At 64.5% G+C, this 24127-nt stretch carries 26 protein-coding genes; 17 read left to right on the top strand and 9 right to left on the bottom strand.

The window, feature by feature from the left end; genetic code table 11:
* The first annotated feature begins 178 nt into the window (after positions 1-178).
* The 4 genes from tkt (at position 179) to J2Y63_RS11640 (ending at position 5041) form a co-directional block, all read left to right on the top strand.
* Positions 179-2161: a transketolase gene (gene tkt / locus J2Y63_RS11625; protein WP_435266195.1), complete on the top strand. Its 1983-nt coding sequence runs from the start codon at positions 179-181 to the stop codon at positions 2159-2161.
* Between the two features lie 84 nt (positions 2162-2245).
* Entirely contained in the window at positions 2246-3247 is a 1002-nt protein-coding gene (gene gap / locus J2Y63_RS11630) for a type I glyceraldehyde-3-phosphate dehydrogenase (protein WP_023514642.1), read from the top strand.
* Between the two features lie 11 nt (positions 3248-3258).
* Complete coding sequence (locus J2Y63_RS11635) at positions 3259-3825, top strand: putative glycolipid-binding domain-containing protein (protein WP_435266196.1); 567 nt, start codon at positions 3259-3261, stop codon at positions 3823-3825.
* 16 nt (positions 3826-3841) lie between these two features.
* Positions 3842-5041, top strand: a complete 1200-nt coding sequence (locus tag J2Y63_RS11640; protein ID WP_435266197.1) for a phosphoglycerate kinase — start codon at positions 3842-3844, stop codon at positions 5039-5041.
* Positions 5042-5277: 236 nt separating this feature from the next.
* Here J2Y63_RS11640 and J2Y63_RS11645 read toward each other — a convergent pair whose 3' ends face one another.
* Positions 5278-5433 carry a hypothetical protein gene (locus J2Y63_RS11645; RefSeq protein WP_256120972.1) on the bottom strand — a complete coding sequence of 52 codons (156 nt, stop codon included), beginning with the start codon at positions 5431-5433 and terminating at the stop codon, positions 5278-5280.
* A gap of 152 nt (positions 5434-5585) precedes the next feature.
* Between J2Y63_RS11645 and J2Y63_RS11650 the strand changes: the two genes are divergently transcribed.
* The 3 genes from J2Y63_RS11650 to J2Y63_RS11660 all read left to right on the top strand — a co-directional run bounded on the left by J2Y63_RS11650 (position 5586) and on the right by J2Y63_RS11660 (position 7950).
* Entirely contained in the window at positions 5586-6863 is a 1278-nt protein-coding gene (locus tag J2Y63_RS11650; protein ID WP_435266198.1) for an MFS transporter, read from the top strand.
* On the top strand, positions 6860-7048 hold the full coding sequence (locus J2Y63_RS11655) for a DUF1192 domain-containing protein (protein WP_256120970.1): 189 nt from the start codon (positions 6860-6862) through the stop codon (positions 7046-7048). Before J2Y63_RS11650 ends, J2Y63_RS11655 begins: the two co-directional genes overlap by 4 nt.
* A 383-nt stretch (positions 7049-7431) precedes the next feature.
* Entirely contained in the window at positions 7432-7950 is a 519-nt protein-coding gene (locus J2Y63_RS11660; protein ID WP_435266199.1) for a DUF1465 family protein, read from the top strand.
* Between the two features lie 273 nt (positions 7951-8223).
* Here J2Y63_RS11660 and rpmE read toward each other — a convergent pair whose 3' ends face one another.
* Entirely contained in the window at positions 8224-8445 is a 222-nt protein-coding gene (gene rpmE / locus J2Y63_RS11665; RefSeq protein WP_256120968.1) for a 50S ribosomal protein L31, read from the bottom strand.
* A 190-nt stretch (positions 8446-8635) separates the two neighbouring features.
* On the opposite strand from rpmE, the gene J2Y63_RS11670 reads away from it, so the two are divergent.
* Both J2Y63_RS11670 and J2Y63_RS11675 read left to right on the top strand, forming a co-directional pair.
* Positions 8636-10459, top strand: coding sequence for an ABC transporter transmembrane domain-containing protein (locus J2Y63_RS11670; protein ID WP_435266200.1), 1824 nt, complete (start codon positions 8636-8638; stop codon positions 10457-10459).
* A 128-nt stretch (positions 10460-10587) separates the two neighbouring features.
* Positions 10588-11547 carry a Bug family tripartite tricarboxylate transporter substrate binding protein gene (locus tag J2Y63_RS11675; protein WP_435266558.1) on the top strand — a complete coding sequence of 320 codons (960 nt, stop codon included), beginning with the start codon at positions 10588-10590 and terminating at the stop codon, positions 11545-11547.
* A 19-nt stretch (positions 11548-11566) separates the two neighbouring features.
* On the opposite strand, the gene J2Y63_RS11680 is transcribed toward J2Y63_RS11675, so the two are convergent.
* From J2Y63_RS11680 to J2Y63_RS11705, 6 genes are all read right to left on the bottom strand, one after another.
* The gene (locus tag J2Y63_RS11680; RefSeq protein ID WP_435266201.1) at positions 11567-13210 is read right to left on the bottom strand and encodes an FAD-binding dehydrogenase; all 1644 of its coding nucleotides are present in this window, start codon (positions 13208-13210) and stop codon (positions 11567-11569) included.
* Positions 13211-13420: 210 nt separating this feature from the next.
* On the bottom strand, positions 13421-14452 hold the full coding sequence (locus J2Y63_RS11685; RefSeq protein WP_256120964.1) for a peptidoglycan -binding protein: 1032 nt from the start codon (positions 14450-14452) through the stop codon (positions 13421-13423).
* Positions 14453-15532: a MotA/TolQ/ExbB proton channel family protein gene (locus J2Y63_RS11690; RefSeq protein WP_435266202.1), complete on the bottom strand. Its 1080-nt coding sequence runs from the start codon at positions 15530-15532 to the stop codon at positions 14453-14455. It lies immediately after the preceding gene.
* 110 nt (positions 15533-15642) lie between these two features.
* Positions 15643-16443 (bottom strand): inositol monophosphatase family protein, encoded by an 801-nt coding sequence (locus J2Y63_RS11695; protein WP_256120962.1) that lies wholly within the window; start codon positions 16441-16443, stop codon positions 15643-15645.
* Between the two features lie 181 nt (positions 16444-16624).
* The gene (locus J2Y63_RS11700; protein ID WP_435266203.1) at positions 16625-17764 is read right to left on the bottom strand and encodes a tetratricopeptide repeat protein; all 1140 of its coding nucleotides are present in this window, start codon (positions 17762-17764) and stop codon (positions 16625-16627) included.
* A gap of 8 nt (positions 17765-17772) precedes the next feature.
* Positions 17773-18426 (bottom strand): thiamine phosphate synthase, encoded by a 654-nt coding sequence (locus J2Y63_RS11705; RefSeq protein ID WP_435266204.1) that lies wholly within the window; start codon positions 18424-18426, stop codon positions 17773-17775.
* Between the two features lie 106 nt (positions 18427-18532).
* Here J2Y63_RS11705 and J2Y63_RS11710 point away from each other — a divergent pair, with 106 nt between their 5' ends.
* Together J2Y63_RS11710 and J2Y63_RS11715 are read left to right on the top strand one after the other, a co-directional pair.
* A complete protein-coding gene (locus J2Y63_RS11710; RefSeq protein WP_435266205.1) occupies positions 18533-19303 on the top strand; it encodes a sulfite exporter TauE/SafE family protein in 771 nt (256 codons plus the stop codon).
* A gap of 72 nt (positions 19304-19375) precedes the next feature.
* Positions 19376-19636 carry an ArsR/SmtB family transcription factor gene (locus J2Y63_RS11715; RefSeq protein WP_435266206.1) on the top strand — a complete coding sequence of 87 codons (261 nt, stop codon included), beginning with the start codon at positions 19376-19378 and terminating at the stop codon, positions 19634-19636.
* Between the two features lie 179 nt (positions 19637-19815).
* Here J2Y63_RS11715 and J2Y63_RS11720 read toward each other — a convergent pair whose 3' ends face one another.
* Complete coding sequence (locus J2Y63_RS11720; RefSeq protein WP_256120957.1) at positions 19816-19989, bottom strand: YdcH family protein; 174 nt, start codon at positions 19987-19989, stop codon at positions 19816-19818.
* A gap of 216 nt (positions 19990-20205) precedes the next feature.
* Here J2Y63_RS11720 and J2Y63_RS11725 point away from each other — a divergent pair, with 216 nt between their 5' ends.
* The 6 genes from J2Y63_RS11725 (at position 20206) to J2Y63_RS11750 (ending at position 24080) form a co-directional block, all read left to right on the top strand.
* Positions 20206-20409, top strand: coding sequence for a YdcH family protein (locus tag J2Y63_RS11725; RefSeq protein WP_256120956.1), 204 nt, complete (start codon positions 20206-20208; stop codon positions 20407-20409).
* A 57-nt stretch (positions 20410-20466) separates the two neighbouring features.
* Positions 20467-20934 carry a 5-(carboxyamino)imidazole ribonucleotide mutase gene (gene purE, locus J2Y63_RS11730; RefSeq protein ID WP_256121020.1) on the top strand — a complete coding sequence of 156 codons (468 nt, stop codon included), beginning with the start codon at positions 20467-20469 and terminating at the stop codon, positions 20932-20934.
* Positions 20931-21989, top strand: a complete 1059-nt coding sequence (locus tag J2Y63_RS11735) for a 5-(carboxyamino)imidazole ribonucleotide synthase (protein WP_435266207.1) — start codon at positions 20931-20933, stop codon at positions 21987-21989. The genes purE and J2Y63_RS11735 overlap by 4 nt, the downstream gene beginning before the upstream one ends.
* 158 nt (positions 21990-22147) lie before the next feature.
* Positions 22148-22273: a type B 50S ribosomal protein L36 gene (gene ykgO, locus J2Y63_RS11740; protein WP_024271182.1), complete on the top strand. Its 126-nt coding sequence runs from the start codon at positions 22148-22150 to the stop codon at positions 22271-22273.
* Between the two features lie 75 nt (positions 22274-22348).
* Entirely contained in the window at positions 22349-22966 is a 618-nt protein-coding gene (locus J2Y63_RS11745; protein ID WP_435266208.1) for a hypothetical protein, read from the top strand.
* 109 nt (positions 22967-23075) lie between these two features.
* Positions 23076-24080, top strand: coding sequence for an alpha/beta fold hydrolase (locus J2Y63_RS11750; protein WP_435266559.1), 1005 nt, complete (start codon positions 23076-23078; stop codon positions 24078-24080).
* Positions 24081-24127: the final 47 nt, after the last annotated feature.

Genomic DNA, 24127 nt, shown 5'->3' on the forward strand with positions numbered 1-24127 from the left:
TCGGCCCCTACTCAATCGATTTAAAAAACGCTAAGAAATGCGGCGGAATTGGTCGTGGAAACCCGCAAAAGCAGCCGAATTCGTTGACTCCGACGGCGCACCTGCTATGTGTCTCCCGCTTCCTAACCGATGCCCGAAACGGCATCGGCCCTGACACCCCGAAGAATACGGAACAGTCATGATCTCTCGCGAAAAACACGACCGGATGGCGAACGCAATTCGCTTCCTTTCCATGGATGCCGTGGAAAAGGCGAACTCGGGTCATCCCGGCCTGCCCATGGGCGCAGCAGACATCGCAACGGTTCTTTTCACCCGCTTCCTCTCCTTCGATCCGAAGACGCCGTCCTGGCCGAACCGCGACCGGTTCGTGCTGTCGGCCGGCCACGGCTCGATGCTCCTCTATTCGCTGCTCTATTTGACCGGCTACGAGGACATCACGATCGACGAGATCAAGAATTTCCGCCAGCTCGGCGCGCGCACCGCCGGTCACCCGGAATACGGCCACGCCGCCGGCATCGAGACGACCACCGGTCCGCTCGGCCAGGGCATTGCCAATGCCGTCGGCATGGCGATCGCCGAGCGCAAGCTGCGCGACGAGTTCGGCGCAGACCTCATCGAGCACTACACCTACGCCATCGTGGGTGACGGCTGCCTCATGGAGGGTATCAGCCAGGAAGCACTCTCGCTCGCCGGCCACCTGAAGCTCAACAAGCTGATCGTGTTCTGGGACGACAACAACATCTCGATCGACGGCCCGATCTCGATTGCCGACTCGACCGACCAGCACGCCCGTTTCCGCGCCTCGCACTGGCACACGATCGCCGTCGACGGCCATGATCCGGACGCGATCGCAGCCGCAATCGAGGAAGCCCGGAAGTCCGACAAGCCGACCCTGATCGCCTGCAAGACGACGATCGGTTTTGGCGCGCCGAACAAGGCCGGTACCCACAAGGTGCACGGTTCGCCGCTCGGTGCAGAAGAAATCGCCGCCACCCGCAAGGCGCTGAACTGGGAATCGGAAGCCTTCGTCGTTCCCTCCGACGTGCTCGACGCCTGGCGTCTCGCCGGTCTTCGCTCCGCCAAGACCCACAAGGAATGGGACACCCGCCTCGAAAAGACCGAAGGCGAGAAGAAGGCCCAGTTCGTGCGCCGCTTTGCCGGCGAACTCGAAAGCGGCCTCGACTCGGCGATTGCCGCCTACAAGAAGAAGCTTGCTGAAACCAAGCCGAACCCGGCGACCCGCAAGGCCTCCGAGGACGCGCTGGAAGTCATCAACGGCGTGCTTGCCGAAACGATCGGCGGCTCGGCCGACCTGACCGGCTCGAACAACACCAAGACCAGCCAGACCAAGTCAATCACGCCGACCGACTTCTCCGGCCGCTACCTCCACTACGGCGTGCGCGAGCACGGCATGGCGGCCGCCATGAACGGTATCGCGCTGCACGGCGGCCTGATCCCGTACTCGGGCGGCTTCCTGATCTTCTCGGACTATTGCCGTCCGTCGATCCGCCTTGCCGCACTGATGGGCATCCGCGTCATCCACGTCCTGACTCATGATTCCATCGGTCTCGGCGAAGACGGCCCGACGCACCAGCCGGTCGAGCACATGGCCGCACTGCGCGCCATCCCGAACCTGCTCGTCTTCCGCCCGGCCGATGCCACGGAAACGGCAGAAGTCTGGCAGCTTGCGCTCGAAAGCCACAACCGCCCGTCGGCGATTGCGCTGACCCGCCAGAACCTGATGCCGGTGCGCCTGGAATACGAAGAGGAAAACCTCTCCGCCCGCGGCGCCTACGATCTCGTTTCGGCAAGCGATGCGCAGGTCACGATCTTCGCCTCCGGCTCGGAAATCGAGATCGCGGTGAAGGCCCAGCAGACGCTGTCGGCCAAGGGCATCTCGACCCGCGTCGTCTCCGTGCCCTGCGTCGAGCTCTTCGCCGAGCAGCCGGAAGCCTACCAGCAGGCGGTCATCGGCAACTCGCCGGTCAAGATCGCCGTCGAAGCCGGCATCCGCCAGGGCTGGGATCACTTCATCGGCTCGGACGGCATCTTCATCGGCATGTCCTCCTTCGGCGCCTCGGGTCCCTACAAGGAACTCTACAAGCACTTCGGCATCACGCCGGAGGCTGTCGTCGCCGCTGCGGAAGCCAAGCTCGCCTGAGTGTCGCCTGAGTGTCCTGGGGGCGCGGCCACCCGCCGCGCCCGCTCAGACTGCCATTAGATTTTTGATAGGGAGAGACCCCAAATGACTGTGAAAGTTGCCATCAACGGATTCGGCCGCATCGGCCGCAACGTGCTCCGCGCCATCGTCGAATCCGGCCGCACCGACATCGAAGTCGTCGCCGTCAACGATCTCGGCCCGGTCGAGACCAACGCGCATCTCGTTCGCTACGATTCCGTCCACGGCAAGTTCCCGGGCACCGTCACCGTTTCCGGCGACACGATCGACGTCGGCCGCGGCCCGATCCGCGTCACCGCCATCCGTGACCCGAAGGAACTGCCCTGGGGCGACGTCGACATCGCGCTGGAATGCACCGGCCTGTTCACGACGAAGGAAAAGGCCGGCGCGCATCTCGCCAACGGCTCCAAGCGCGTCATCGTCTCCGCACCGTGCGATAATGCCGACAAGACGATCGTCTACGGCGTCAACCACAACACGCTGACCAAGGACGACCTCGTCATCTCGAACGCGTCCTGCACGACGAACTGCCTGGCGCCCGTCGCCTACATTCTCGACAAGGCCTTCGGCATCGAGAAGGGCTACATGACGACGATCCACTCCTATACGGGTGACCAGCCGACGCTCGACACCATGCACAAGGACCTGTACCGCGCCCGCGCTGCAGCCCTGTCCATGATCCCGACCTCGACGGGTGCCGCCAAGGCCGTCGGCCTCGTGCTGCCGCAGCTTGCCGGCAAGCTCGACGGTTCGGCGATCCGCGTGCCGACCCCGAACGTCTCGGTCGTCGACCTGAAGTTCGTGCCGTCGCGCAACGTCACGGCCGACGAAGTCAACGCCGCCATCAAGGCCGCCGCCGAAGGCGAACTGAAGGGCATCCTCGACTACGTCACCGGCCCGCTCGTCTCCATCGACTTCAACCATGACAGCCATTCCTCGAACTTCGCTGCCGACCAGACCAAGGTCCTCGACGGCAACCTCGTTCGCATCCTGTCCTGGTACGACAACGAGTGGGGCTTCTCCAACCGCATGTCCGACACGGCCGTTGCCCTCGGCAAGCTGATCTAAGGACGCCGATCATGTTCCCGCCCCTCACCCTCAAGACGGTCCGCTGGCGCCCGTTGGAGGGCGAGGGGCTGGAACACCTCACCGTGCGCGCCCTCGACGGCGGCATTCGTGTGGAAAGCGCCGTCATCGGCGAGCGCGAGCCCAGCATTCCCTATGGCGTTCACTACCGGGTCGATCTCGACGCGGCCTGGCATGTCCGGTCCTTCCTGGTGGAGGTCACTACGGGCCAGCGCATCGCGATGACATCGGATGGACAGGGGCACTGGCGATCGGAAGACGGAACGCCGCTTCCCGCCTTAGACGGCTGCATCGACATCGATCTTGCCGGCTCGCCCTTCACCAACACGCTGCCGATCCGCCGCCTAAACCTCGCAAAAGGCGAAAAGAGCCCGCTGCTGACCATGGTCTACGTGCCCTTCGACACGTTCGAGCCCTTTCCGGACGGTCAGTTCTACACCTGCCTCGCGGCGGATGAGCGCTACCTCTTCGAGGAAGAAGACGGCACGTTCACCGCGGAACTTCCGGTCGATGCCGATGGCTTCGTGACCGACTACCCCACCCTATTCGCAAGACTCTGACGGGAGCCCTCCCCCCATGACCTTCAAGACCCTCGACAACCTCACCGACATCGCCGGCAAGCGCGTGCTCGTCCGCGTCGATCTCAACGTACCGGTCAAGGACGGCAAGGTCACCGATGCAACCCGCATCGAGCGCGTCGCGCCGACCATCCTGGAACTGTCGAAGAAGGGCGCCAAGGTTATCCTGCTCGCCCATTTCGGCCGCCCGCAGGGTGCCGTCGTCGCCGACATGTCGCTGGAGCAGATCCTTCCCGCCGTGAACGACGTGCTCGGCACGACGGTGCACTTCGCCGCCGATTGCATCGGCGAGGCTGCTGCCGCCGCCATCGCATCGCTGCAGAACGGCGATATCCTGCTTCTCGAAAACACCCGCTTCCACAAGGGCGAAGAGAAGAACAACCCGGACTTCACCGCAGCCCTCGCCGCCAACGGCGACCTCTACGTCAACGACGCCTTCTCCGCCGCGCACCGCGCCCATGCCTCCACCGAGGGCCTCGCCCACCTCTTGCCCGCCTATGCCGGCCGCACCATGCAGGCAGAGCTCGAAGCACTGGAAAAGGGCCTCGGCAATCCGTCCCGCCCGGTGGTCGCCATCGTCGGCGGCGCCAAGGTTTCCACCAAGATCGACCTGCTGATGAATCTCGTGAAGCGCGTCGACGCGCTGGTCATCGGCGGCGGCATGGCGAACACCTTCCTCGCCGCCCGCGGCACCAATGTCGGCAAGTCGCTCTGCGAGCATGACCTCGCCGAAACCGCCAAGCAGATCATGATCGAGGCCGCGACGGCCACCTGCGCCATCGTGCTGCCGGAAGACGGCGTCGTCGCCCGCGAGTTCAAGGCCAATGCCGAGAACGAAGTGGTCGATGTCAACGCCATTCCGGCCGACGCCATGATGCTCGACGTCGGCCCGAAGACGGTCGAAGCGGTCAATGCCTGGATCTCGCGCGCCGCGACGCTCGTCTGGAACGGCCCGCTCGGCGCCTTCGAAATCGCCCCCTTCGACACGGCGACGGTCTCGGCCGCAAAACACGCCGCTGCACGCACGAAAGAAGGCAAGCTCGTCTCCGTCGCCGGTGGCGGCGACACCGTCGCAGCCCTCAACCATGCCGGTGTTGCGGACGATTTCACCTATGTCTCGACGGCCGGCGGCGCTTTCCTGGAATGGATGGAAGGCAAGCCGCTTCCGGGCGTCGAAATCCTGCACCAGCAGAAATAATCCCGGGGGGCTTGCGCTCAGCCGTGGATCGCCTACATTTCTAGTCAGTATCAACGAACAGAAAGGAAGGTGATCCAATGTCTAATGAGATTTCGGTCTTGGCTTCGGGCATGGGAATTGTGGTGAACGAAACGAGGCAGCCCTCGTTCTGATCCCGCCTTCCTTCGGGTCGCAAGACCCGGGTCCGCACCGGACCAAACCTCATGGGGGCCACCTTCGGGTGGCCCTTTTGCGTTTCAGGGCCTGATGAGCACCGTCAGCATCATCAGCACGATGGCGACGACCGCGATCTTCCAGAAATCCGCGCGTCGCTTCAGCCCCGGCAGGCCGATGGGCCGGATGAGATGCAGCAGCATGACGGCGAGCAGCAAAGCGGGAAGGATTTTCGACATGGTGGCCTTTCTCCGCCCTTCCTGTCACACCCGAGACACTTTTCCAAGCGATCAGCGCAGGGTCTGAAAATCGTTCGCGTGTCGCCTTTGTATCTGGCAATCGGCGGCGAGTGCGCTATTCCTTACCCATTGGCGAAACTCACGAAAATATCATGCGTAACAACCTCATCTCCGTCTTCGCGCTTCTCATGGGCACGCTGTTTCTTTTCCTTGGAAACGGCCTGCACGGCCTGCTGCTGCCCATGCGCGGCGCCTTCGAAGGCTATGAGACGACGATGCTCGGCCTGCTCGGCACGTCCTGGGCCTCCGGCTTCGTGCTCGGCTGCCTCATGGCGCCGACCATCGTCAAGCGCATCGGCCATGTGCGCGCCTTTTCCGGCTTCGCCTCGCTGATCGCCATCATCGCGCTTTTGACCGGCATGCTGGTCGATCCGTTCTGGTGGATCGTGCTGCGCGCCGTCACCGGCTTCTCCATTGCCGGCACCTCGATGATCATCGAAAGCTGGCTGAACGAGCGCGCCACCAATGAAAGCCGCGGCCTGATCTTCTCGCTCTATATCGCCATCACGCTCGTCGGCACCGTCGGCGGCCAGATGACGGTGGCGCTCGGCGACGTGACGACGCCGATGCTCTTCATGTTCGCCGGCATTCTCTACTGCTTCGCCATGCTGCCGACGACGCTGTCCACTGCCGCCTCGCCGCAGCCGCTGAAGCAGGTCCGGCTCGATATTCCCGCCCTCTTCCGCACCTCGCCCGTCGCCTGCGTCGGCATCGTGCTGATCGGCATTGCCAACGGCGCCTTCGGCACGCTGGGTGCCGTCTTCGGTGCCAATGCCGGCCTCACCTCCAGCTCGATCGCCATCATGATGAGCGTGGCGATCTTCGCCGGCGCCGTCATGCAGCTGCCGGCCGGCCGCATGTCCGATCGCATCGACCGCCGCATCGTGCTCGCCATCCTGTCGGCGGTCGCCGCCGGGGCCGGCCTCGCGCTCTTCGTCTTCCAGCCGGCCTCGGTCACGGTGCTGCTGGTGCTGACGGCGCTTTACGGCGCGACGGCGAACGCGCTCTACCCGATCGCCGTCTCACACGCCAACGACTTCGCCAGCCCCGAAGACTTCGTGAAGGTGTCGGGCGGCCTGCTGCTGCTCTACGGCATCGGCACGATCATCGGCCCGACGATCGGCGGTCCCATCATGTCGGCCGTCGGCCCCTATGCGCTCTTCATGGTCACCTGCTGGGCGCATATCCTGATCACCGCCTACGCGATCTTCCGCAGCCGCCGCCGCGCCGCAAAGCCCGCCGAGATGCGCGATTCCTACACCACCATCAATCCCGGCACGATGACGACGCCGGAAAGCCTGCAGCTCTCGCCGCGCGCCCTGCCCCAACAGCAGGCGAGCGACGAACTATCGGAGGAGAAATCGGCATGAGCCTCTTCGACGACGACCGCCCGCAAAAGAAGATCGCCCACGAGATCGGCAGCGACCTTTCGCTCCTGTCGGTGGACGAGCTTGCAGCGCGAATCGCGCTTCTGCGCGCAGAAATTGAACGGCTCGAATCGGAGAAAACGAAGAAGGGTGCGAGCCGCTCGGCAGCCGAAAATCTGTTTCGTTAACCACGCGCCAGATTGCCGCACCCTTGCCGAAAAGGCACAGGAAAGGGCAATCCGACAATAGAGTTAACCAGCCATTAAGCCTTATACGTTATTACTTGGGACATCCGGTCTTCCGGGTTCAGACATTTTCTCCCTTCGGGGTTTCGGTCTGATTTTTCTCCCTGTTTTACCTTGAGAGCCGCTTTCCGCGGCTCTTTTTTTGTTTGCACGAGGGCGCCCAAGGCACCTGTGCCGAAACAATTGTGGAGATTAACCCTTTATTAAGAATGCCCTTGCGCGAATTAGGTTATGGGATCATCCTTGAGACATAAAAGGGCGGCTCGGAACATAGGGCCCTCACCTTCCGTTACCTGCATTGTGATGCGTTCAACAGGGATGACACCATGTCCGATCGTGGATTGAATACCGTCAGCTTCGCTGGCCATGTTGCGTCTTCGGCGCAATTCAAGTCCCTGTACGCCGAAGGCATGGGTCTCGTCGAGGAAACGGCAAGCTATCTGGATGGCATCGGTCGCCAAGCCTCCAAGGTCCTGCCCCGCATGGCCTCGGTGCTCTACGCGGCGGAATCGATGCGGCTCACCACCCGCCTGATGCAGATGGCCTCTTGGCTGCTGCTCCAGCGCGCCGTCAACAATGGCGAGATGAGCCGCGATCAGGTTCTGTCTGAAAAGAACAAGGTGCGCCTCGACAGCTTCAATGTCGACAAGACCGCGCCCGGCTGGAACGACCTGCCGGAATCCTTCCGCGACCTGATCGAACGCTCGCTCCGCCTGCAGAACCGCATCGCCCTGCTCGACCGCGAAATCTACCGCCCGCAGGACGTCCAGACTTTCTCGCCGGACAACCAGAACAGCGTCCAGGCCCAGCTCAACCTGCTGCAGACCGCCTTCGGCAACAACTGAGCGACCGTTGCAGACGACATGACAGAACCCGGCTTCGGCCGGGTTTTTTATTGGCCGTTGGTGAACACCCCCTCATCCGACCCTTCGGGCCACCTTCTCCCCGCTGGGGAGAAGGAGAGTGGGAACGTAAGCGATCTTCCCCTTCTCCCCAGCGGGGAGAAGGTGGCGGCAGCCGGATGAGGGGGTTCAGCGTGCACGAGCCAATCGGCAAAAGCAGGCAACAAAAAAAACCCGGCCGAAGCCGGGTTCTTGAAACCGTCAAGGAGAAGCAGATTAGAGGCCGAGGCCCGAGAAACGCTTCTTGAACTTGGAAACGCGGCCGCCGCGGTCCAGCATCTGCTGGTTGCCGCCGGTCCAGGCCGGGTGCGAGGTCGGGTCGATTTCGAGGTTCATCGTGGCGCCTTCCGAACCCCAGGTCGAGCGGGTTTCGTACTCGGTGCCGTCGGTCATGACGACCTTGATGACGTGGTAGTCGGGATGGATATCAGCCTTCATGACAATCTTCCTGCTTGTTCCGGGGGCCATTTGTCGCAACGCATTGCGACAGCGGGGCCAAAGACGTAAATGAAGCCGCGGTCGGCTAGACCTACGGCTTCCCAATTCGATGGCGAGCCTATACATGAAGGCCGTCTGGATAACAAGAGCCGAAAGACAATTCGTGCCGCCAGGCACTGGAAACGGGGGTATGGTGTCCGCAGACAGAGAAGCAACCGCGCCGGGCAAAACCGAGCGCCGGACCGTCCGTCCGCTGGGCAGGCTCCTTCCCTATATCGGCCGCTATCGCGGCCTCGTAGCCGGTGCGCTCGTGGCGCTCGTCATGGCCGCCATCACGACGCTCATCCTGCCGCTCGCCGTGCGCCGCATGATCGACCACGGCTTTTCCGGTGCCGATGCGGGCTTCATCAACACCTATTTCATGATGCTCTTCGTGCTGGCCGGCCTGCTCGCGGTCGCGAGCGGCATGCGCTACTATTTCGTCATCACGCTCGGCGAGCGCATCGTCGCGGATCTCCGCCGTGACGTCTTCGCCCATGTGACGAAACTGTCGCCCGCCTTCTTCGATGTGAACCAATCCGGCGAGATCGTCTCGCGGCTCACCGCCGATACGACGCAGATCAAGTCCGCCGTAGGCGCCACGGCCTCGGTCGCATTGCGCAATCTCATCCTCTGTCTGGGGGCCATCGCGATGATGGTCTATACCAGCCCGAAACTGTCCAGCCTCGTCATCGCGGCCATTCCGGTCATCGTCTTCCCGCTTGTCGCCTTCGGCCGCTCCGTGCGTCGCCGCTCGCGCGAGGCGCAGGATACACTCGCCGCAGCCTCCGCCTATGCCGGCGAGGCGATCGGCGCGACGCGCACGCTCCAGGCCTTCAACGCCGAAGAAGCCGCCCGCGCCCGCTTCTTCGGCAATGTCGAAAGCGCCTATGAAGCCGCCCGCGCCGCGATCCGCGCCCGCTCGCTGCTCACGGGTTTTGCGATCGCCATGATCTTCGGTTCCGTCGTCGCCGTCCTGTGGTTCGGCGCGCGTGACGTGCTCGCCGGCAATCTTTCCCCCGGCACACTCGGCCAGTTCCTGCTTTATGCCGTCTTCGCCGCCGGTAGTCTTGGCGCACTCTCCGAGGTGTGGGGCGAACTTTCGCAGGCCGCCGGTGCCGCAGAGCGCCTGACCGAGCTTCTCGCCGAAAACCCGGCGATCAAGGCGCCCGCCAACCCCGTCGTACTGCCCCAACCCGCCCGCGGCGAACTCGCCTTCGAGGACGTGCACTTCTCCTATCCAGCCCGCCCCGGCTATCGCAGCGTCAACGGCCTGAGTTTCGCGGTGAAACCCGGCGAGACCGTCGCCATCGTCGGCCCCTCCGGCGCAGGCAAGAGCACGATCCTGTCGCTCGTCCTGCGCTTCTACGATCCCGATGCCGGCACGATCACGCTCGACGGCGTGGACCTGCGCGCCGCCGACCCGGAAGAGCTGCGCCGCCGCATCGCGCTGGTGCCGCAGGATGTCACCATCTTCGCCGCGACGATCCGCGACAACATCGCCTTCGGCCTGACCAATGTCAGCGACGCGGCCGTGCAGGCCGCCGCGCGCGCCGCACAGGCGGAAGAGTTCATCGCGCGCCTCGACAAGGGTTACGACACGATGGTCGGCGAGCGCGGCGTGACGCTGTCCGGCGGCCAGCGCCAGCGTATCGCGATTGCCCGCGCCATCCTGAAGGACGCACCCCTGCTGCTGCTCGACGAGGCGACCTCCGCGCTCGATGCCGAAAGCGAGACGCTGGTTCAGAAGGCGCTCGACGGCCAGATGGGCAAGCGCACGACGATCGTCATCGCGCACCGGCTCGCGACCGTGCTCAAGGCCGACCGCATCCTCGTCATGGAGGCAGGCCGCGTCGTCGAGGAAGGCACGCACCAGTCGCTGATCCGCCAGGATGGGCTCTATGCCCGCCTTGCCCGCTTGCAGTTCGATCACGGCGGCCAGGCTTTCCTGGGAGAAGACCGCGCGGCGAGTTAACCGCCACCTGCCCTTGCCTCCCCGGCCTGCCGCCCTATTGTGAAGGGGCGACCTGCGTCACTCTTGGCCCGCGTCACTCTTGGGAGGAGAACCCCGTGGCATTTTCGACGATTACCCGCCGTACCCTCATGGCCCTCGGCACCACCGTGCTGGCAACGCTGGCACTCGGCCTACCCGCCAGCGCCCAGCAATTTCCCGACCGGACCATCACGCTCGTCGTGCCCTTCGCCGCCGGCGGGTCGACGGACGTGGTCGCGCGCATCATCGCGCAAAAGATGTCGGAAGGGCTTGGCCAGCAGGTCATCGTGGAAAATGTCGGCGGTGCCGGCGGCAGCCTCGGTGCGGACCGCGTGGCGCGCGCGGACCCGGACGGCTACACGATCCTGATGGGAACCGTTGCCACCCATGCGCTGAACCCGCTCATCCTGAAGACGAAACCCTATGATGCGGAAAAGGACTTCGCGCCGGTCTCGCTGCTCGTCGTGGTGCCGAACGTGCTGGTGGTGAACCCGGAACTGCCGGCGAAGAATGTCGAGGAGCTGCTGGCGTTGCTGAAGGCCGATCCGCAGGGCTACAGCTATGCCTCGTCGGGCAACGGCACGCCGCTGCACCTTTCCGGTGAACTCTTCAAGAGCATGGCCGGCGTCAGCATGCAGCATGTGCCCTACAAGGGTTCCGGCCCGGCGCTGAACGACGTGATCGGCAACCAGATCCCGATCATGTTCGACAACCTGCCCTCCTCCTCCGCCCATATCAAGGCCGGCACGCTGCGCGCGCTCGCCGTCACGACGAAGGAACGCGCCGCCTCCTTCCCGGATGTGCCGACCATCGCGGAATCCGGCATTCCGGGCTACGAGACCTATACGTGGAACGCGCTCTTTGCGCCGGCCGGCACGCCGACGGAAGTTGTCGCCAAGCTCAACGAGGCGGCCAACAATACGCTGAAGGATCCCGCCGTCATCGAGCGCATGAAGGAATTCAGCGCGACGATCGTCGGTTCCACGCCGGAAGAACTCGGCAAGCATGTGACCGCCGAGCTTGCCAAGTGGAAGCCGGTCGTCGAAGGCGCCAAGATCCAGATGGATTGATCACCTCCGGTCGGCGCTTTCAGGCGCCGACCGCCCTTCCCGCCACGCGGCCGGAAAACAGGCAGCCGCCGAGGAACGTGCCCTCCAGCGCATTGTAGCCATGCAGGCCGCCGCCGCCGAAACCGGCCGCCTCGCCCGCCGCATAGAGGCCCGGCACCGGCTTGCCGGAAAGCTCCAGCACCTGCCCGGACAGATTGGTCTGCAAGCCGCCCAGCGTCTTGCGCGTCAGGATGTTGAGCCGCACGGCGATCAGCGGCCCGGCCTTCGGATCGAGCAGGCGGTGCGGCCGCGCCGTGCGCATCAGCCTGTCGCCGAGATAGGCGCGCGCACCGCGGATCGCGGTGACCTGCGCATCCTTGGAGAAGGGGTTGTCGATCTCCCGGTCGCGCGCCTCCACCTCGGCCCGCACTTGCGCCACGTCCAGAAGCGGCTCGCCGGTGAGCGCGTTCATGGCGGAGACGAGGTCTCCGAGATCGTTGCGCACCACGAAATCCGCGCCCTTGTCCATGAAGGCCTGCACCGGGCCGGGCGGGTTTCGGCCGAGGCGCTTCAGCAGCAGCGGGATGTCCTTGCCCGTCAGATCGGGGTTCTGCTCGGAGCCGGAAAGCGCGAATTCCTTCTTGATGATCGCCCGCGTCAGGATGAACCAGCTGTGGTCATGGCCGGTCGCGCGGATCGCCTTCAGCGTTGCCAGCGTGTCGAAACCCGGCATGGCGGGGGCTGGAAACCGCCGACCCGTCGCGTCGAGCCAGAGTGAGGATGGCCCCGGCAGGATGCGGATGCCGTGGCCCGGCCAGATCGGATCCCAGTTTCGGAGGCCCTCGGTGTAATGCCACATGCGGTCGCCATTGATGACGGAGCCGCCGGCCACCTGCGCGATCGCCAGCATGCGCCCGTCGACATGGACCGGCACGCCGCTCACCATGAAACCCGGCGGCTCGCCGAGACGGTCGCGCGGCCAGTTCTGCCGCACCAGATCCGGATTGCCGCCGATGCCGCCGGAGGCGACAAGCACGGCGCCGGCGCGCAGGCTGAAGTCACCCACAGCCTCGCGTGAGGTCGACCGGCCCCGCGCGGCATTGTCCGGCTTCAGCACCGCGCCATGCGCCCCGACGACGGTGCCATTCTCGACGATGAGGCCGTCCACCCGATGGCGGAAGCGGAAGAACAGAGCCTTGGACACACGCAGCGCCTCGGCCCGCTTGAGGAAAGGCGCCAACACACCCGGGCCGGTGCCCCAGGTGACGTGAAAGCGCGGTACCGAATTGCCGTGGCCGGTGGCAAGCCCGCCGCCACGCTCCGCCCAGCCGACGACGGGGAACCAGCGCATGCCCATGGCATGCAGCCACGCGCGTTTCTCGCCGCTGGCGAAATCGAGATAGGCGTCCGCCCAAAGGCGCGGCCAATGATCCTCCGGACGGTCGAAGCGCGCCGAGCCGAACCAGTCCTGCCGGGCGAGCGCGAGCGTGTCGCGAATGCGCAGGCGCCGCTGTTCCGGACTGTCGATGAAGAACAGTCCACCGAGCGACCAGAAGGCCTGGCCACCAAGGCTTTGCTCGCCTTCCTGGTCGATGACGATGACCTTGAGGCCGCGGCCCGCCGCCTCCGTCGCCGCCACGAGGCCCGCAAGCCCCGCCCCGATTACCAACAGATCGCAATCCACCGCAAAGCCTCCCGCCACTGTCGGGAAAACTTACGCGCACGTCTGCGTAAGATCAACGAAGGCGGCTTGGACCGATCGACATTCAGTTCAGGCTGCGCCGAAAATGGTGAGTTTCCGTGACCCGGAGCGCAGCGTACTTTCAGTACGTGAGCACCGGAAGCACGGAAAATCGCCGTTTGCAGGCCGGCCTGGGCTGAATGTCGATCGGTCTTAGCGTTCGGTGAGTTTCAACTCGATACGGCGGTTGGTGGCGCGCGCCGCGTCGTCCTGCCCCTCGGCAATCGGCTGGAACTCGCCGAAACCGGCGGCGACGAGACGGTTGGCCGGCACGCCGTTGGCGATGAGGAACTTCACGACGGATGTCGCGCGGGCGGAGGAGAGCTCCCAGTTGTCGCGGTAGCGGCCGGTGCCGGAGAGCGGCACATTGTCGGTATGTCCGTCGACGCGCAGCACCCAGTTGATTTCGGCGGGGATTTCGCGCGAAAGGTCAAGCAGCGCGGTGGCGAGCTTGCCCATCTCCGCCTGCCCTTCCGCGTTCAGCTCGTTGCCGCCCGAGGGGAACAGCACTTCCGACTGGAAGACGAAGCGGTCGCCGACGATGCGGATGTTTTCCCGGTCGGAGAGGATTTCGCGCAGGCGGCCGAAGAAGTCGGAGCGGTAGCGGTTGAGCTCCTGCACGCGCTGCGCCAGCGCGACGTTGAGGCGCCGGCCGAGATCGGCGATCTTCGCCTGCGAGGACTGGTCCTTCGCCTCGGAGGCCTGGAGCGCCTCTTCGACGGCGGCGATCTGGCTGCGCAGCGCCGCGATCTGCTGATTGAGCAGCTCGATCTGGCTCATGGCGCGCGCTGTCACCTGCTTTTCCGCATCTAGCTCGCCTTCCAGCGTGGTCGCGCGGGCCGTGGCGACATCGGAGGCGCCGGCACCGCTATCGAGCAATTGCTGCAGGCGGGTGCGGTCGCTTTCCGACTGGGCGAGCGAGGCCTGGAGATTGGCAAGCGAATCCTCCAGATCCTGCTTGCCGCTCTTTTCCAGCGCCAGAAGCTGCGTCAGCTCGTTGATCTGGCTGGTCAGCCGGTTCAGCACGTCGTCCTTGCCGGAGATTTCGCGGCTGAGGAAGAACTGCGCCAGCACGAAGACGGTGAGCAGGAACATGATGGACAGCAGCAGCGTCGACAGCGCATCGACGAAACCCGGCCAGTAATCGACCGTTCGCTGGCTGCGCCGGTTGCGGGCGAGCGCCATTTATTCGCCCCCGGCCTTGTGGGCTTTTTCCGTGACGCGTTCCGGCAGTTTCTCCACGGCCTTTTCACCGCTGCGCGCCGCGATCCTGTCGAGCGTACGGCGCAGCGCCTTTGATTCCTCCTGCTGCGCCTCGATCCAGTCGCGCAGCATCTGCTGCTCGCTGCGCATGTTCTTGACGAGACCCTGGATGCCTTCGGCAAGGCTCGCCATCGCCGCGGTCGAACGGCCGGGGCCGCCTTCCTGCGCGAGTTTCAGGATCTGCTGGGCCAGCGCCTGCACATCGGTGGCGGACGACGCCGCGAGGTCGGCCGCCGGCTGGAGCTCCGAGCCAACATCGGTAACGGAGGAGAGCCAGTTTTCCAGCTCCGTATAGAAGCGGTTCTGCGCGCGGCCGGCCTGGAGATCGAGGAAGCCGAGGATCAGCGAGCTCGCAAGACCGAAGAGCGAGGTGGAGAAGGCCGTGCCCATGCCTTCGAGCGGCGCGGAGAGGCCTTCCTTGAGGGCGGTGAGAATATCGTTCGCCGTGCCGCCGCCGGCATCGAGCGACTGGATGACCGCGCTGATCGAGCCGATCGTGCCGAGCAGGCCCCAGAAGGTGCCGAGCAGGCCGAGGAAGACGAGAAGGCCGATGAGGTAGCGCGACGTATCGCGCGATTCGTCGAGGCGGGTGGCGATGGAATCGAGGATGGAGCGCAGCGCCGCGGTCGACAGTGCCATCGAATGGCGCCGGCCGATCAGCGAACGCATCGGCGCCAGCAGCACCGGGTCGCGCCCGACTTTTTCCGCGCTGCCCGCCGCGCGGAAGGAATTGAACCAGCGCACTTCCGGCCGAAGCGCCAACACATGGTTGAACACCAGCAGGATGCCGATCAGCAGCACGCCGATGATGAGGCCATTGAGGCCCGGATTGCTGAGGAAGGCCGATTGCGCCTGGCGGAAGAGAATGGCAGCAACGAACCCGACAATGATGAGGAAGATCACCATCGTCCAGAAGAACGCCATGGGGCTCGAGAGTTTGTGGGGATAATCGTCCCCGGACTCGGCCGACCCTCCCCAACCCGACAGCGCCAGCTTAGCCATGTAGTCGCATCTCCACTTCCTCGGTCGGGCGGGAGACTAGAGGAAGATTATGCCGAATTGAAGGGCTTCGCGGCCACAGCGGCGCAGGAAAGCGCCGCTATCACACGCTGTTAGCGCGTCGGAACCGGGCGATGCACGACGTCGCGCAGCGCCTTGTGGATATATTCGTTGCCGGCGACCACTGTGCCGGTATCGAACATGGCATTGCCGCCGTCGAGATCGGTTGCATAACCGCCGGCTTCGCGAATCAGGAGAAGGCCGGCGGCGAGATCCCAGGGCATGAGGTCACGCTCCCAGAAACCGTCGAAACGGCCGGCCGCGACATAGGCGAGGTCGAGCGAGGCGGAGCCGAGGCGGCGCATGCCGGCGACTTCGCCCATGACGTGGCGCAGCTCGACGAGGAACTTGCCATGGTTGCCGCGGCCGAGATGCGGCACGCCGCAGCCGATGACGGCATCCGACAGGTTCTTGCGGGCCGCGACGCGCAGGCGGCGATCGTTGACGAAGGCGCCACCGCCGCGCTCGGCGGTGAAGAGCTCGTCGGTCGCGGGGTTCAGCACCACGGCCGCGACGATCTCGCCATTGCGCTCCAGCGCGATCGAGACGGCGAAGGCCGGGATGCCGTGCAGGAAGTTGGTGGTGCCGTCGAGCGGATCGACGATCCAGCGATGCGCGCCGTCCGTGCCGATGATCTCCTCGGATTCCTCACCGAGGAAGCCGTAGGTCGGCCGCGACTTCAGCAGTTCCTCGCGCAGCAGCTTCTCGGCCTTGCGGTCGGCCTGCGAGACGTAGTCACCCGGGCCTTTGAGGGAAACCTGCAGGTTCTGCACTTCGCCGAAATCGCGGGCGAGCGACTTGCCGGCCTTGAAGGCGGCCTGAACCATGACGTTGAGAAGTGCTGAACGAGCCATGTAACAAAAATCCTTCGGGAATGTCCGGCGCTTCGGAACGGCAAGCCGCGGCGCGAAAACGCGCCAGGACCGGAATATGGCGCCTCAAGACCACAAATCCCCCGAAGTTTCAAGCCTTCAGCCCCTGCATCCGCTGCAATGCAGGGTATGCAATCGCGCAACAGGGTAAATGCGGGAGGCTTCAGGAGCCCGAGCGGTACTTGTTTGCGGCGTCGACCGCCGCCTTCTGCTGGTCGTCGTTGAGGCCGAGGTAGAAATCTTCGAGCAAGGGGTCGTTGAGCCCGGCGCGGCGCGCCAGCACGAACCATTTGGCCGCCTGGATCGGATCGGGCTTCGTTCCAAGCGCGTGGATATAGAGCTGGGCAAGCTTGCTCTGGGCGACCGGATTGCCGCCATCGGCCGCGCGCTTCAGCCATTTGAAGCCGGCATCGTAGTCGCGCTCGCCGCCCGTGCCGTTCACCAGCCAGATGCCGAGATCGAGCTGGGCGGTGTCGTAGCCGGCGCGGGCGGCGCGCAGCAGCCATTCGCGCGCGCGCTTCGTCTTTTCCTCCGGCAGGCCCTTCAGGTTGAGGTAGATCTGCGAGACGGCATATTGCGCATCCGCAATGCCCTGTTCCGCGGACTTCTCATAATAGGGAAGTGCTGCGGCAAGGCCCTTCTCGCCCGGGGAATCCGCCACCAGCACCTGCCCATAGTTGAACTGCGCCGAGGCATTGCCGAGATCGGCCGATTTCTTCATCAGCTCGTCGGCCTTGGCGCGGTCCTCCTTGGAGCGCGATCGCTCCATCAGCAGGATTGCATATTTGAACATGCCGGTCGGGTCCCCGCCATTGGCCGATTGCTCGTACCAGAACATCGCCTGTTCGCGATTGCGCTTGACGCCGAGGCCACGGTCGAGGATTTCCGCCACCAGCGTCTGCGCCGCCGGATCGCCGAGCTGGGCGCGCGGCAGTGCAAGCTCCATCGCCGTCAGGTAACGACCGCGCTGGAAAGCGCCGAACGCCTCGTCGATCTTGCCGGTGAAGGGTTTTTCCGCCGGCAGCGCCGGCAGGTCCGCGCCCATGCGGTCGAGCACGGAGAGACCGGTGGACGGGCCGTCGGCGGGCTTGTCCTCCTCCGCCTTGATGGGCGTCTCTTCCGCGGAGGCCGGCGCGGTCTCCACCACGGTGTCCTTCTTCGGCATCGTTCCGTTATCGCCGGCGGTGACGGACGGGCCCTTCTTGGCCGTCTGCGCCCAAGCGGGCGCGGCCACGAAAACGCCCGTGGCGAGGAACGCCACCGGCGCGATACGGCAAGCTTGCAAGAAGAGGACACTGATCATGGCGCCTACTATTGCCCAAACCGTGGCGCTTTTTCGTCAAGCAGCGCGTTGACCGCAGCCACCACATGCGGCGCCTGCGCGGGGTCGGCAAAAACCGCCTTGTCGAGCGCCACGAACTCCGCCCCGGCTTCGGCAACAGCCAGCGCCGATTGCGGATCGGCCCCCCCGAGCACGATGCAGGGGATCTCGATCATGGACGCCCACCATTCGGCCAGCGCCACGTTCTTGGGATGCGCCTCCGGCTTGATGTCGCCGCCGATCTTGCCGAAGAAGATATAGTCCGGCTGCACCTCGCCGATCTCCAGCGCCTTGTGCCGGTCGGTCGCATTGCCGCCGCCGACGATGAACTGCGGCGTGAATTTTTCGATGGTTTCGCCCAGCTCCTGCGCGCCGCCCGTCACATGGATGCCGTCGGCCTTCACCCGGCCGGCCACGCGCGTGTCGCCGGCGACGAGCGCTGCGGCGCCGGCCTGCTGGACGATCGCCACCAGCGCCTCGGCATGTTTCTGGAACTGGCTGTCGTCGAGCCCATATTGCGGCAGGATAACCGAGGCGACGTCGCCGCCCTTCAGCGCGCCCTCCAGCATCGCGGCACGCGCGGACAGGTCCTCGCCCTCGGGAAGGATCAGCACCAGGCGGCAGCGGGATTCGACGTCAGACATGGATGTTGCACTTCCTTGAATTTCAGCGGCCGGTCGCGGCCTTCGGGGCTCGTCATAACAGATCAAAGCGGATAGACGGAAGAACCAACAGGATCAATCGCCCTCCATGTCCATCGACCCCTCAATCTACTACGCCGCCATACCCGCCGTCATCCTCGTCGGCATGACGAAGGGCGGCATGGGCGAGGCGCTGGCGCTGATGGGCGTGCCGATCCTCGCCATGGCCGTTCCGCCGGTGCAGGCCGCCGCCATCCTGCTGCCGATCCTCGTCGTCATGGATGTCGTCTCGCTGTGGATCTGGCGCGACCACAACGACCGCACGCTCCTGAAGATGCTGCTGCCCGGCGCCCTTGTCGGCGTGGCGATCGGCTGGGCGACATCGGCCTATGTGCCGCGCGATGCGCTGCGCCTCATCATCGGCGTCATCACCGTGCTGTTCGCGATCCGCTACTTCTACAACAGCTACCGCGCGCGCCACGGCTATGTCGTCCAGCCGAAACCACACCGCGTCGTGCCCGCCGCCTTCTTCGGCACGCTTGCCGGTTATGGCAGCTTCGTCGCCCATTCCGGCGGTGCACCCTTCCAGGTCTACGGCCTGCCGCTGAAACTGCCGCCGCGCGACTATACAGGTGCGGCCGTGCGCTTCTTCGCGATCATCAATTTCATCAAGCTCGGCCCCTATTTCGCGCTCGGCCAGCTCGATACGACGAACCTGACGATCTCGGCGACGCTCGTGCCGCTGGCCATCGCCACCACGGCGCTCGGCGGTTTCGCCGTCAAGCGCATGAAGCCGGATGTCTTCTATCCCTTCATGTATGCCATGGCCTTCATCGCCGGCCTGAAGCTCGTCTATGACGGCGTCGTGGCCATTCTCTGAGGCCTGAAATTCAGGCTCTTCGCAGCGCACAAAAAGCTTGCCGCACATGCTGCTTTGCCATAGCTTTCGGCCATGGCGCACCCGGACCCCTTCTCTGCGATTGCCGATCCCAACCGCAGGTTCCTGCTGGAGGAACTGCGCCGCGCGCCCCGCACGGTCAACGAGCTCTCCGAAGGCCTGCCGATCAGCCGCCCGGCGGTCTCGCAACATCTGAAGGCCCTGCTCGACTGCAATCTCGTCAGCGTCAAATCCGAGGGCACCAGGCGCATCTACGCGATCAACGCCAAGGGCTTCGACAGGCTCAATCTCTGGCTCGACCAGTTCTGGTCCTGAACACCTGTTTCAAAACAGAACGCCCCGGCGCGTCGATCGACGGCCAGGGCGCCTGCTTGTCTATGATTACGTTTACCGGAGGCAGTTTCGCGAATTGGGCTCCTACCCTGGTCCTCCCATTCAGACCAACTGTTTCGCGACCGTCACTCCATTTGTAACTTTGGAAAAATCCCTGTCTTTCAGTGAGTTGAGGAGCGAAGACGCTCGATCTCATCCTTGATGCGCAGCTTGCGACGCTTGATGTCGGCGATCGTACGATCTTCAGAAGAAGGTTGGTTCATCGCTTCATGCAACTCCTCTTCCAGAGCGAAGTGCTTCTTTTCGAGCGTGGCCAGATGAGCCTCAATCGTCATGTGACAGTTCCTTCCTTTTGCTTGCACCCGGTCATTCGCACGCCGGGTGGTCCAGGTTGCAACAGTTTCAGTGTGCCATGTCATTTTTCATTTGTCGAAGGCGAAAACGTGGCGAGGGATAACTTCCCGTTACCAGGGGTTTCGTGGTACGAGCAGCCTTCATACAGGCTGGGGGACGCGGGTCAGCCGCGCCTCCGACGACGGGGAACGAATAGCATGCCAGACCAGGACCAGGCTGAATTGCGGCTTGCCGTTGCACGGCTGAGGCAAGAACACGAAGACTATGATGCCGCGATCAACGCCATGATCCAGATCGGCTGCGAGGCCCTCAGAATCCAGCGCATGAAGAAGAAGAAACTGGTCATCAAGGACAAGATTTCCAAGATTGAAGACCTGATCATCCCCGACATCATCGCCTGATAAAGAACCGGACGAGAAGCCTTGGACACCACAGAAACGCCCCCCGTCGCCATCATCATGGGTAGCCAGTCCGACTGGGAAACAATGAAGAATGCCGCCGATACGCTCGATGCGCTTGGCGTCGATTACGAGGCACGCATCATTTCGGCGCACCGCACGCCGGACCGGCTCTACAGTTTTGCGCGGGGCGCGAAGGCGGAAGGCTTCAAGATCATCATCGCCGGCGCCGGCGGTGCGGCGCACCTGCCCGGCATGGCGGCCGCCATGACGCCGCTGCCGGTCTTCGGCGTGCCGGTCCAGTCCAAGGCGCTCTCCGGCCAGGATAGCCTGCTCTCCATCGTGCAGATGCCGGCCGGCATTCCGGTCGGGACGCTGGCGATCGGCAAGGCGGGCGCGGTCAATGCCGCGCTGCTCGCCGCCGCCGTGCTGGCGCTGAGCGATCCCGAACTCGCCCACCGGCTCGACGAATGGCGCGAGAACCAGTCCAACGCGGTTGCCGAATATCCCGTGGACGGCCCGCTATGAGCGTTCGCACGATCGGCATCATCGGCGGCGGCCAGCTCGGCCGCATGCTCGCCATGGCCGCCGCGCGCCTCAACCTGCGCACCGTCATCCTCGAACCGCAGGCCGATTGTCCGGCCGCACAGGTCGCCAACGCCCAGATCGTCGCGGCCTATGACGACCCGGATGCGCTTGCCGAACTCGCCCGGGTCTGCGACGTCGTGACCTACGAATTCGAGAACGTGCCCGTCTCCTCCGCCGAGGCGCTGGCGAAAACCGTTCCGGTCTATCCGCCGCCGCGCGCGCTGGAAGTCTCGCAGGACCGGCTCGTCGAAAAAACTTTCATCCGCGATTGCGGCATCGTCACCGCCGATTTCGCCGCCGTCGACAGCCAGGCAGACCTCGAAGCCGCGCTCGACCGCTTCGGCGGCGTCGGCGTGCTGAAAACCCGCCGCCTGGGCTATGACGGCAAGGGGCAGCGCATGTTCCGCTCGCCGGCCGAAAGCCGCGAGGGCACGTTCGAGGCGCTCGGCGGCGTGCCGCTGATCCTTGAAAGCCTCGTGCCCTTCGAGCGCGAGATCTCGATCATCGCCGCGCGCGACCGCGACGGCACCATCGCCTGCTACGATCCGGCGGAAAATATCCACCTGAACGGCATCCTGCACACCTCCACCCTGCCCGCCGGCGTCAACGAGGCGACGGCCGACCAGGCCCGCAAGGCGGCGCGTGCCATACTCGACCAGCTCGGCTATGTCGGCGTCATCGGCGTCGAGTTCTTCGTGCTGCCCGATGGCGGGCTCGTCGCCAACGAGATCGCGCCCCGCGTGCACAATTCCGGCCACTGGACGGAGGCGGCCTGCATCGTCTCGCAGTTCGAGCAGCATATCCGCGCCGTGGCCGGCCATGTGCTGGGCGATCCCCGCCGCCATTCGGATTGCGTGATGCAGAATCTCATCGGCGACGACATCAACGACGTTCCCGCCTGGCTCGCGCGGCCGGGCGTTCTCGTGCATCTCTACGGCAAGACGGAAGCACGTCCGGGCCGCAAGATGGGGCATATCACGCAGATTCTCGACTGAAACGCCGTCGCGGCGGTTGGAAAACCGGCCTCGATGGTTGACAGCGGAAATGTGACGGGGTACATGCCTGCCAACCCGAAAGCGCGCCCGAAACGGCGCGTTTTTGATTGAAGAAATCCGGCGAACTCGTGTCGCCCTGCAATATGCGGATCAGAAAAATGAAGATCAAGAATTCGCTCAAGTCGCTCAAGGCTCGCCACCGCGAAAACCGCCTTGTTCGCCGTAAGGGCCGCATCTACATCATCAACAAGCAGAACCCGCGCTTCAAGGCTCGTCAGGGCTGATACGGCGCCGGTCGCCACCCCTTGGGTGTGATGATCGAGAAATATTGATTTGAAGTTCGGCGATGGCGGTCTACCATGACCGCCATGCGCTTTTTCATGCTTGCCACAATCTGCCTTTCCCTCGCCCTTGCCGGCTCGCCGCCGACCGTCGCGCTAGCGCAGACGGTGGACAAGGCCTCCACCGGCGCCGCCTCCGGTGCGTTCACGACGCACGCCCAGCGGCTCGAAAAACTCTTCGACGAGTTGAAGCATGAGGGAAATCCCGATGCCGCGCGCGGCATCGCCGACCAGATCCGCCGGGAATGGCAGGATTCCGGCAGCGCCAGCATCAACCTCCTCATCCAATGGGCCGACAAGGCCATCTCGGAGGAAAAGAACGCCGCCGCGTTCGATTTCCTTGATGAAGCGATTCGCCTGAAGCCGGATTATGTCGAGGGCTGGAACCGCCGCGCGACACTGCATTTCAAACTCGGCAACTACCGCAAGTCGATGTCGGACATAAACCGCGTGCTCGCCATCGAGCCCCGGCATTTCGGCGCGCTCGCCGGCATGGCGGCGATCATGGCGCAGACCGGCCGCGACGAGATGGCGATGAAGGCCTGGGAACGCTTCCTGGAGGTCTACCCGACCGAGCGGCAAGCACAGAAGGAAATGGGCGACCTCGCGGAAAAGCTGACCGGCCAGCGCACATAGTTTTGGCAAGTGAAATCCCGGCAAGTGAACCGGCATGGCGCCGGTTGCGTAGATCGGCTATCTGACAGGAAAACCGGACCCTTCCTTGCCCTCCCCTTTCCGCCTCATGCTGCTTGCCATCCTCACCGCCCCCGTCGTCCTCGCGTTCGCCCTCTATGCCTTCACGGCATGGAAGGCGCGGGCGATAGAGCGGCAATTTCCCAATGTCGGTGAACTGATCGATGTCGGCGGCCTGCGGCTGAACAGCGTCTTCGTGCCCGCCGGCGACAAGGCTGACCTGCCGCCGATCGTCTTTATCCATGGCGCCAGCGGCAACCTGCGCGACCAGATGCATGCCTTCCGGGCAAAGCTCGAAGGCCGCGCCGACCTGCTCTTCCTCGACCGGCCGGGCCACGGCTATTCCGAGCGCGGCGGGCCGGAAAATGCCTGGCCGGACGGCCAGGCCCACGCCATCGCCCGGCTGATGGAAAAACGCGGCATCGCCAAGGCGATCATCGTCGGCCATTCCTTCGGCGGCGCCATCGCCGCGAGCTTCGCGCTGGAACATCCAGACAAGACGGCTGGCCTGCTCTTCCTCGCGCCTGCGACCCATCCCTGGCCCGGCGGCGTCGACTGGTACTATGACCTTGCGAAGATGCCGGTCGTCGGCTGGCTCTTCACCCGCCTCGTCGCGCTGCCCGCCGGCCTCTCTCGCATCGACAGCGGCACGCGCTTCGTCTTCGCGCCGAATGCCCGCCCGGACGACTACATGGAGGCGACGGCCCCTGCCCTCGTGCTGCGCCCCGCCGCCTTCCGCAACAACGCCACCGACGTCGCCAATCTCCTGGAATACGTCCGCCGCGTGCAACCGCACTATGCGGAGATCCGCACGCCGACGGTCATCGTCACCGGCGATACGGATGGCGTCGTCTATGAGGAAATCCACTCGCGCGGGCTGGCGCGCGACATAGCGGGGTCGGAGCTCGTCTGGATCCGCAATCTCGGCCACAAGCCGGATTATGTGGTGACAGACCTCGCCATAGAGGCGCTGGAAAAGATAGCCGGTAGCGACCGCGACCTGCAAGAATCAGCAAGGCGGGCCGAAGCCCGCCTTGCAAAGGATCATCAGGAGTAAAGCAATTCCAGGAAAAGTGTGGAGCGGTTTTCCGTCCGGAATTGCGT

It is taken from the genome of Shinella sp. BE166 (genome assembly GCF_051201095.1).
Taxonomy (GTDB): Bacteria; Pseudomonadota; Alphaproteobacteria; order Rhizobiales; family Rhizobiaceae; genus Shinella; species Shinella lacus.

Coding starts and splice junctions, on each gene's coding strand:
- tkt (WP_435266195.1), top strand. CDS start 179: ATGATCTCTCGCGAAAAACACGACCGGATGGCGAACGCAATTCGCTTC.
- gap (WP_023514642.1), top strand. CDS start 2,246: ATGACTGTGAAAGTTGCCATCAACGGATTCGGCCGCATCGGCCGCAAC.
- J2Y63_RS11635 (WP_435266196.1), top strand. CDS start 3,259: ATGTTCCCGCCCCTCACCCTCAAGACGGTCCGCTGGCGCCCGTTGGAG.
- J2Y63_RS11640 (WP_435266197.1), top strand. CDS start 3,842: ATGACCTTCAAGACCCTCGACAACCTCACCGACATCGCCGGCAAGCGC.
- J2Y63_RS11645 (WP_256120972.1), bottom strand. CDS start 5,433: ATGTCGAAAATCCTTCCCGCTTTGCTGCTCGCCGTCATGCTGCTGCAT.
- J2Y63_RS11650 (WP_435266198.1), top strand. CDS start 5,586: ATGCGTAACAACCTCATCTCCGTCTTCGCGCTTCTCATGGGCACGCTG.
- J2Y63_RS11655 (WP_256120970.1), top strand. CDS start 6,860: ATGAGCCTCTTCGACGACGACCGCCCGCAAAAGAAGATCGCCCACGAG.
- J2Y63_RS11660 (WP_435266199.1), top strand. CDS start 7,432: ATGTCCGATCGTGGATTGAATACCGTCAGCTTCGCTGGCCATGTTGCG.
- rpmE (WP_256120968.1), bottom strand. CDS start 8,445: ATGAAGGCTGATATCCATCCCGACTACCACGTCATCAAGGTCGTCATG.
- J2Y63_RS11670 (WP_435266200.1), top strand. CDS start 8,636: ATGGTGTCCGCAGACAGAGAAGCAACCGCGCCGGGCAAAACCGAGCGC.
- J2Y63_RS11675 (WP_435266558.1), top strand. CDS start 10,588: ATGGCCCTCGGCACCACCGTGCTGGCAACGCTGGCACTCGGCCTACCC.
- J2Y63_RS11685 (WP_256120964.1), bottom strand. CDS start 14,452: ATGGCGCTCGCCCGCAACCGGCGCAGCCAGCGAACGGTCGATTACTGG.
- J2Y63_RS11690 (WP_435266202.1), bottom strand. CDS start 15,532: ATGGCTAAGCTGGCGCTGTCGGGTTGGGGAGGGTCGGCCGAGTCCGGG.
- J2Y63_RS11695 (WP_256120962.1), bottom strand. CDS start 16,443: ATGGCTCGTTCAGCACTTCTCAACGTCATGGTTCAGGCCGCCTTCAAG.
- J2Y63_RS11700 (WP_435266203.1), bottom strand. CDS start 17,764: ATGATCAGTGTCCTCTTCTTGCAAGCTTGCCGTATCGCGCCGGTGGCG.
- J2Y63_RS11705 (WP_435266204.1), bottom strand. CDS start 18,426: ATGTCTGACGTCGAATCCCGCTGCCGCCTGGTGCTGATCCTTCCCGAG.
- J2Y63_RS11710 (WP_435266205.1), top strand. CDS start 18,533: ATGTCCATCGACCCCTCAATCTACTACGCCGCCATACCCGCCGTCATC.
- J2Y63_RS11715 (WP_435266206.1), top strand. CDS start 19,376: ATGGCGCACCCGGACCCCTTCTCTGCGATTGCCGATCCCAACCGCAGG.
- J2Y63_RS11720 (WP_256120957.1), bottom strand. CDS start 19,989: ATGACGATTGAGGCTCATCTGGCCACGCTCGAAAAGAAGCACTTCGCT.
- J2Y63_RS11725 (WP_256120956.1), top strand. CDS start 20,206: ATGCCAGACCAGGACCAGGCTGAATTGCGGCTTGCCGTTGCACGGCTG.
- purE (WP_256121020.1), top strand. CDS start 20,467: ATGGGTAGCCAGTCCGACTGGGAAACAATGAAGAATGCCGCCGATACG.
- J2Y63_RS11735 (WP_435266207.1), top strand. CDS start 20,931: ATGAGCGTTCGCACGATCGGCATCATCGGCGGCGGCCAGCTCGGCCGC.
- ykgO (WP_024271182.1), top strand. CDS start 22,148: ATGAAGATCAAGAATTCGCTCAAGTCGCTCAAGGCTCGCCACCGCGAA.
- J2Y63_RS11745 (WP_435266208.1), top strand. CDS start 22,349: ATGACCGCCATGCGCTTTTTCATGCTTGCCACAATCTGCCTTTCCCTC.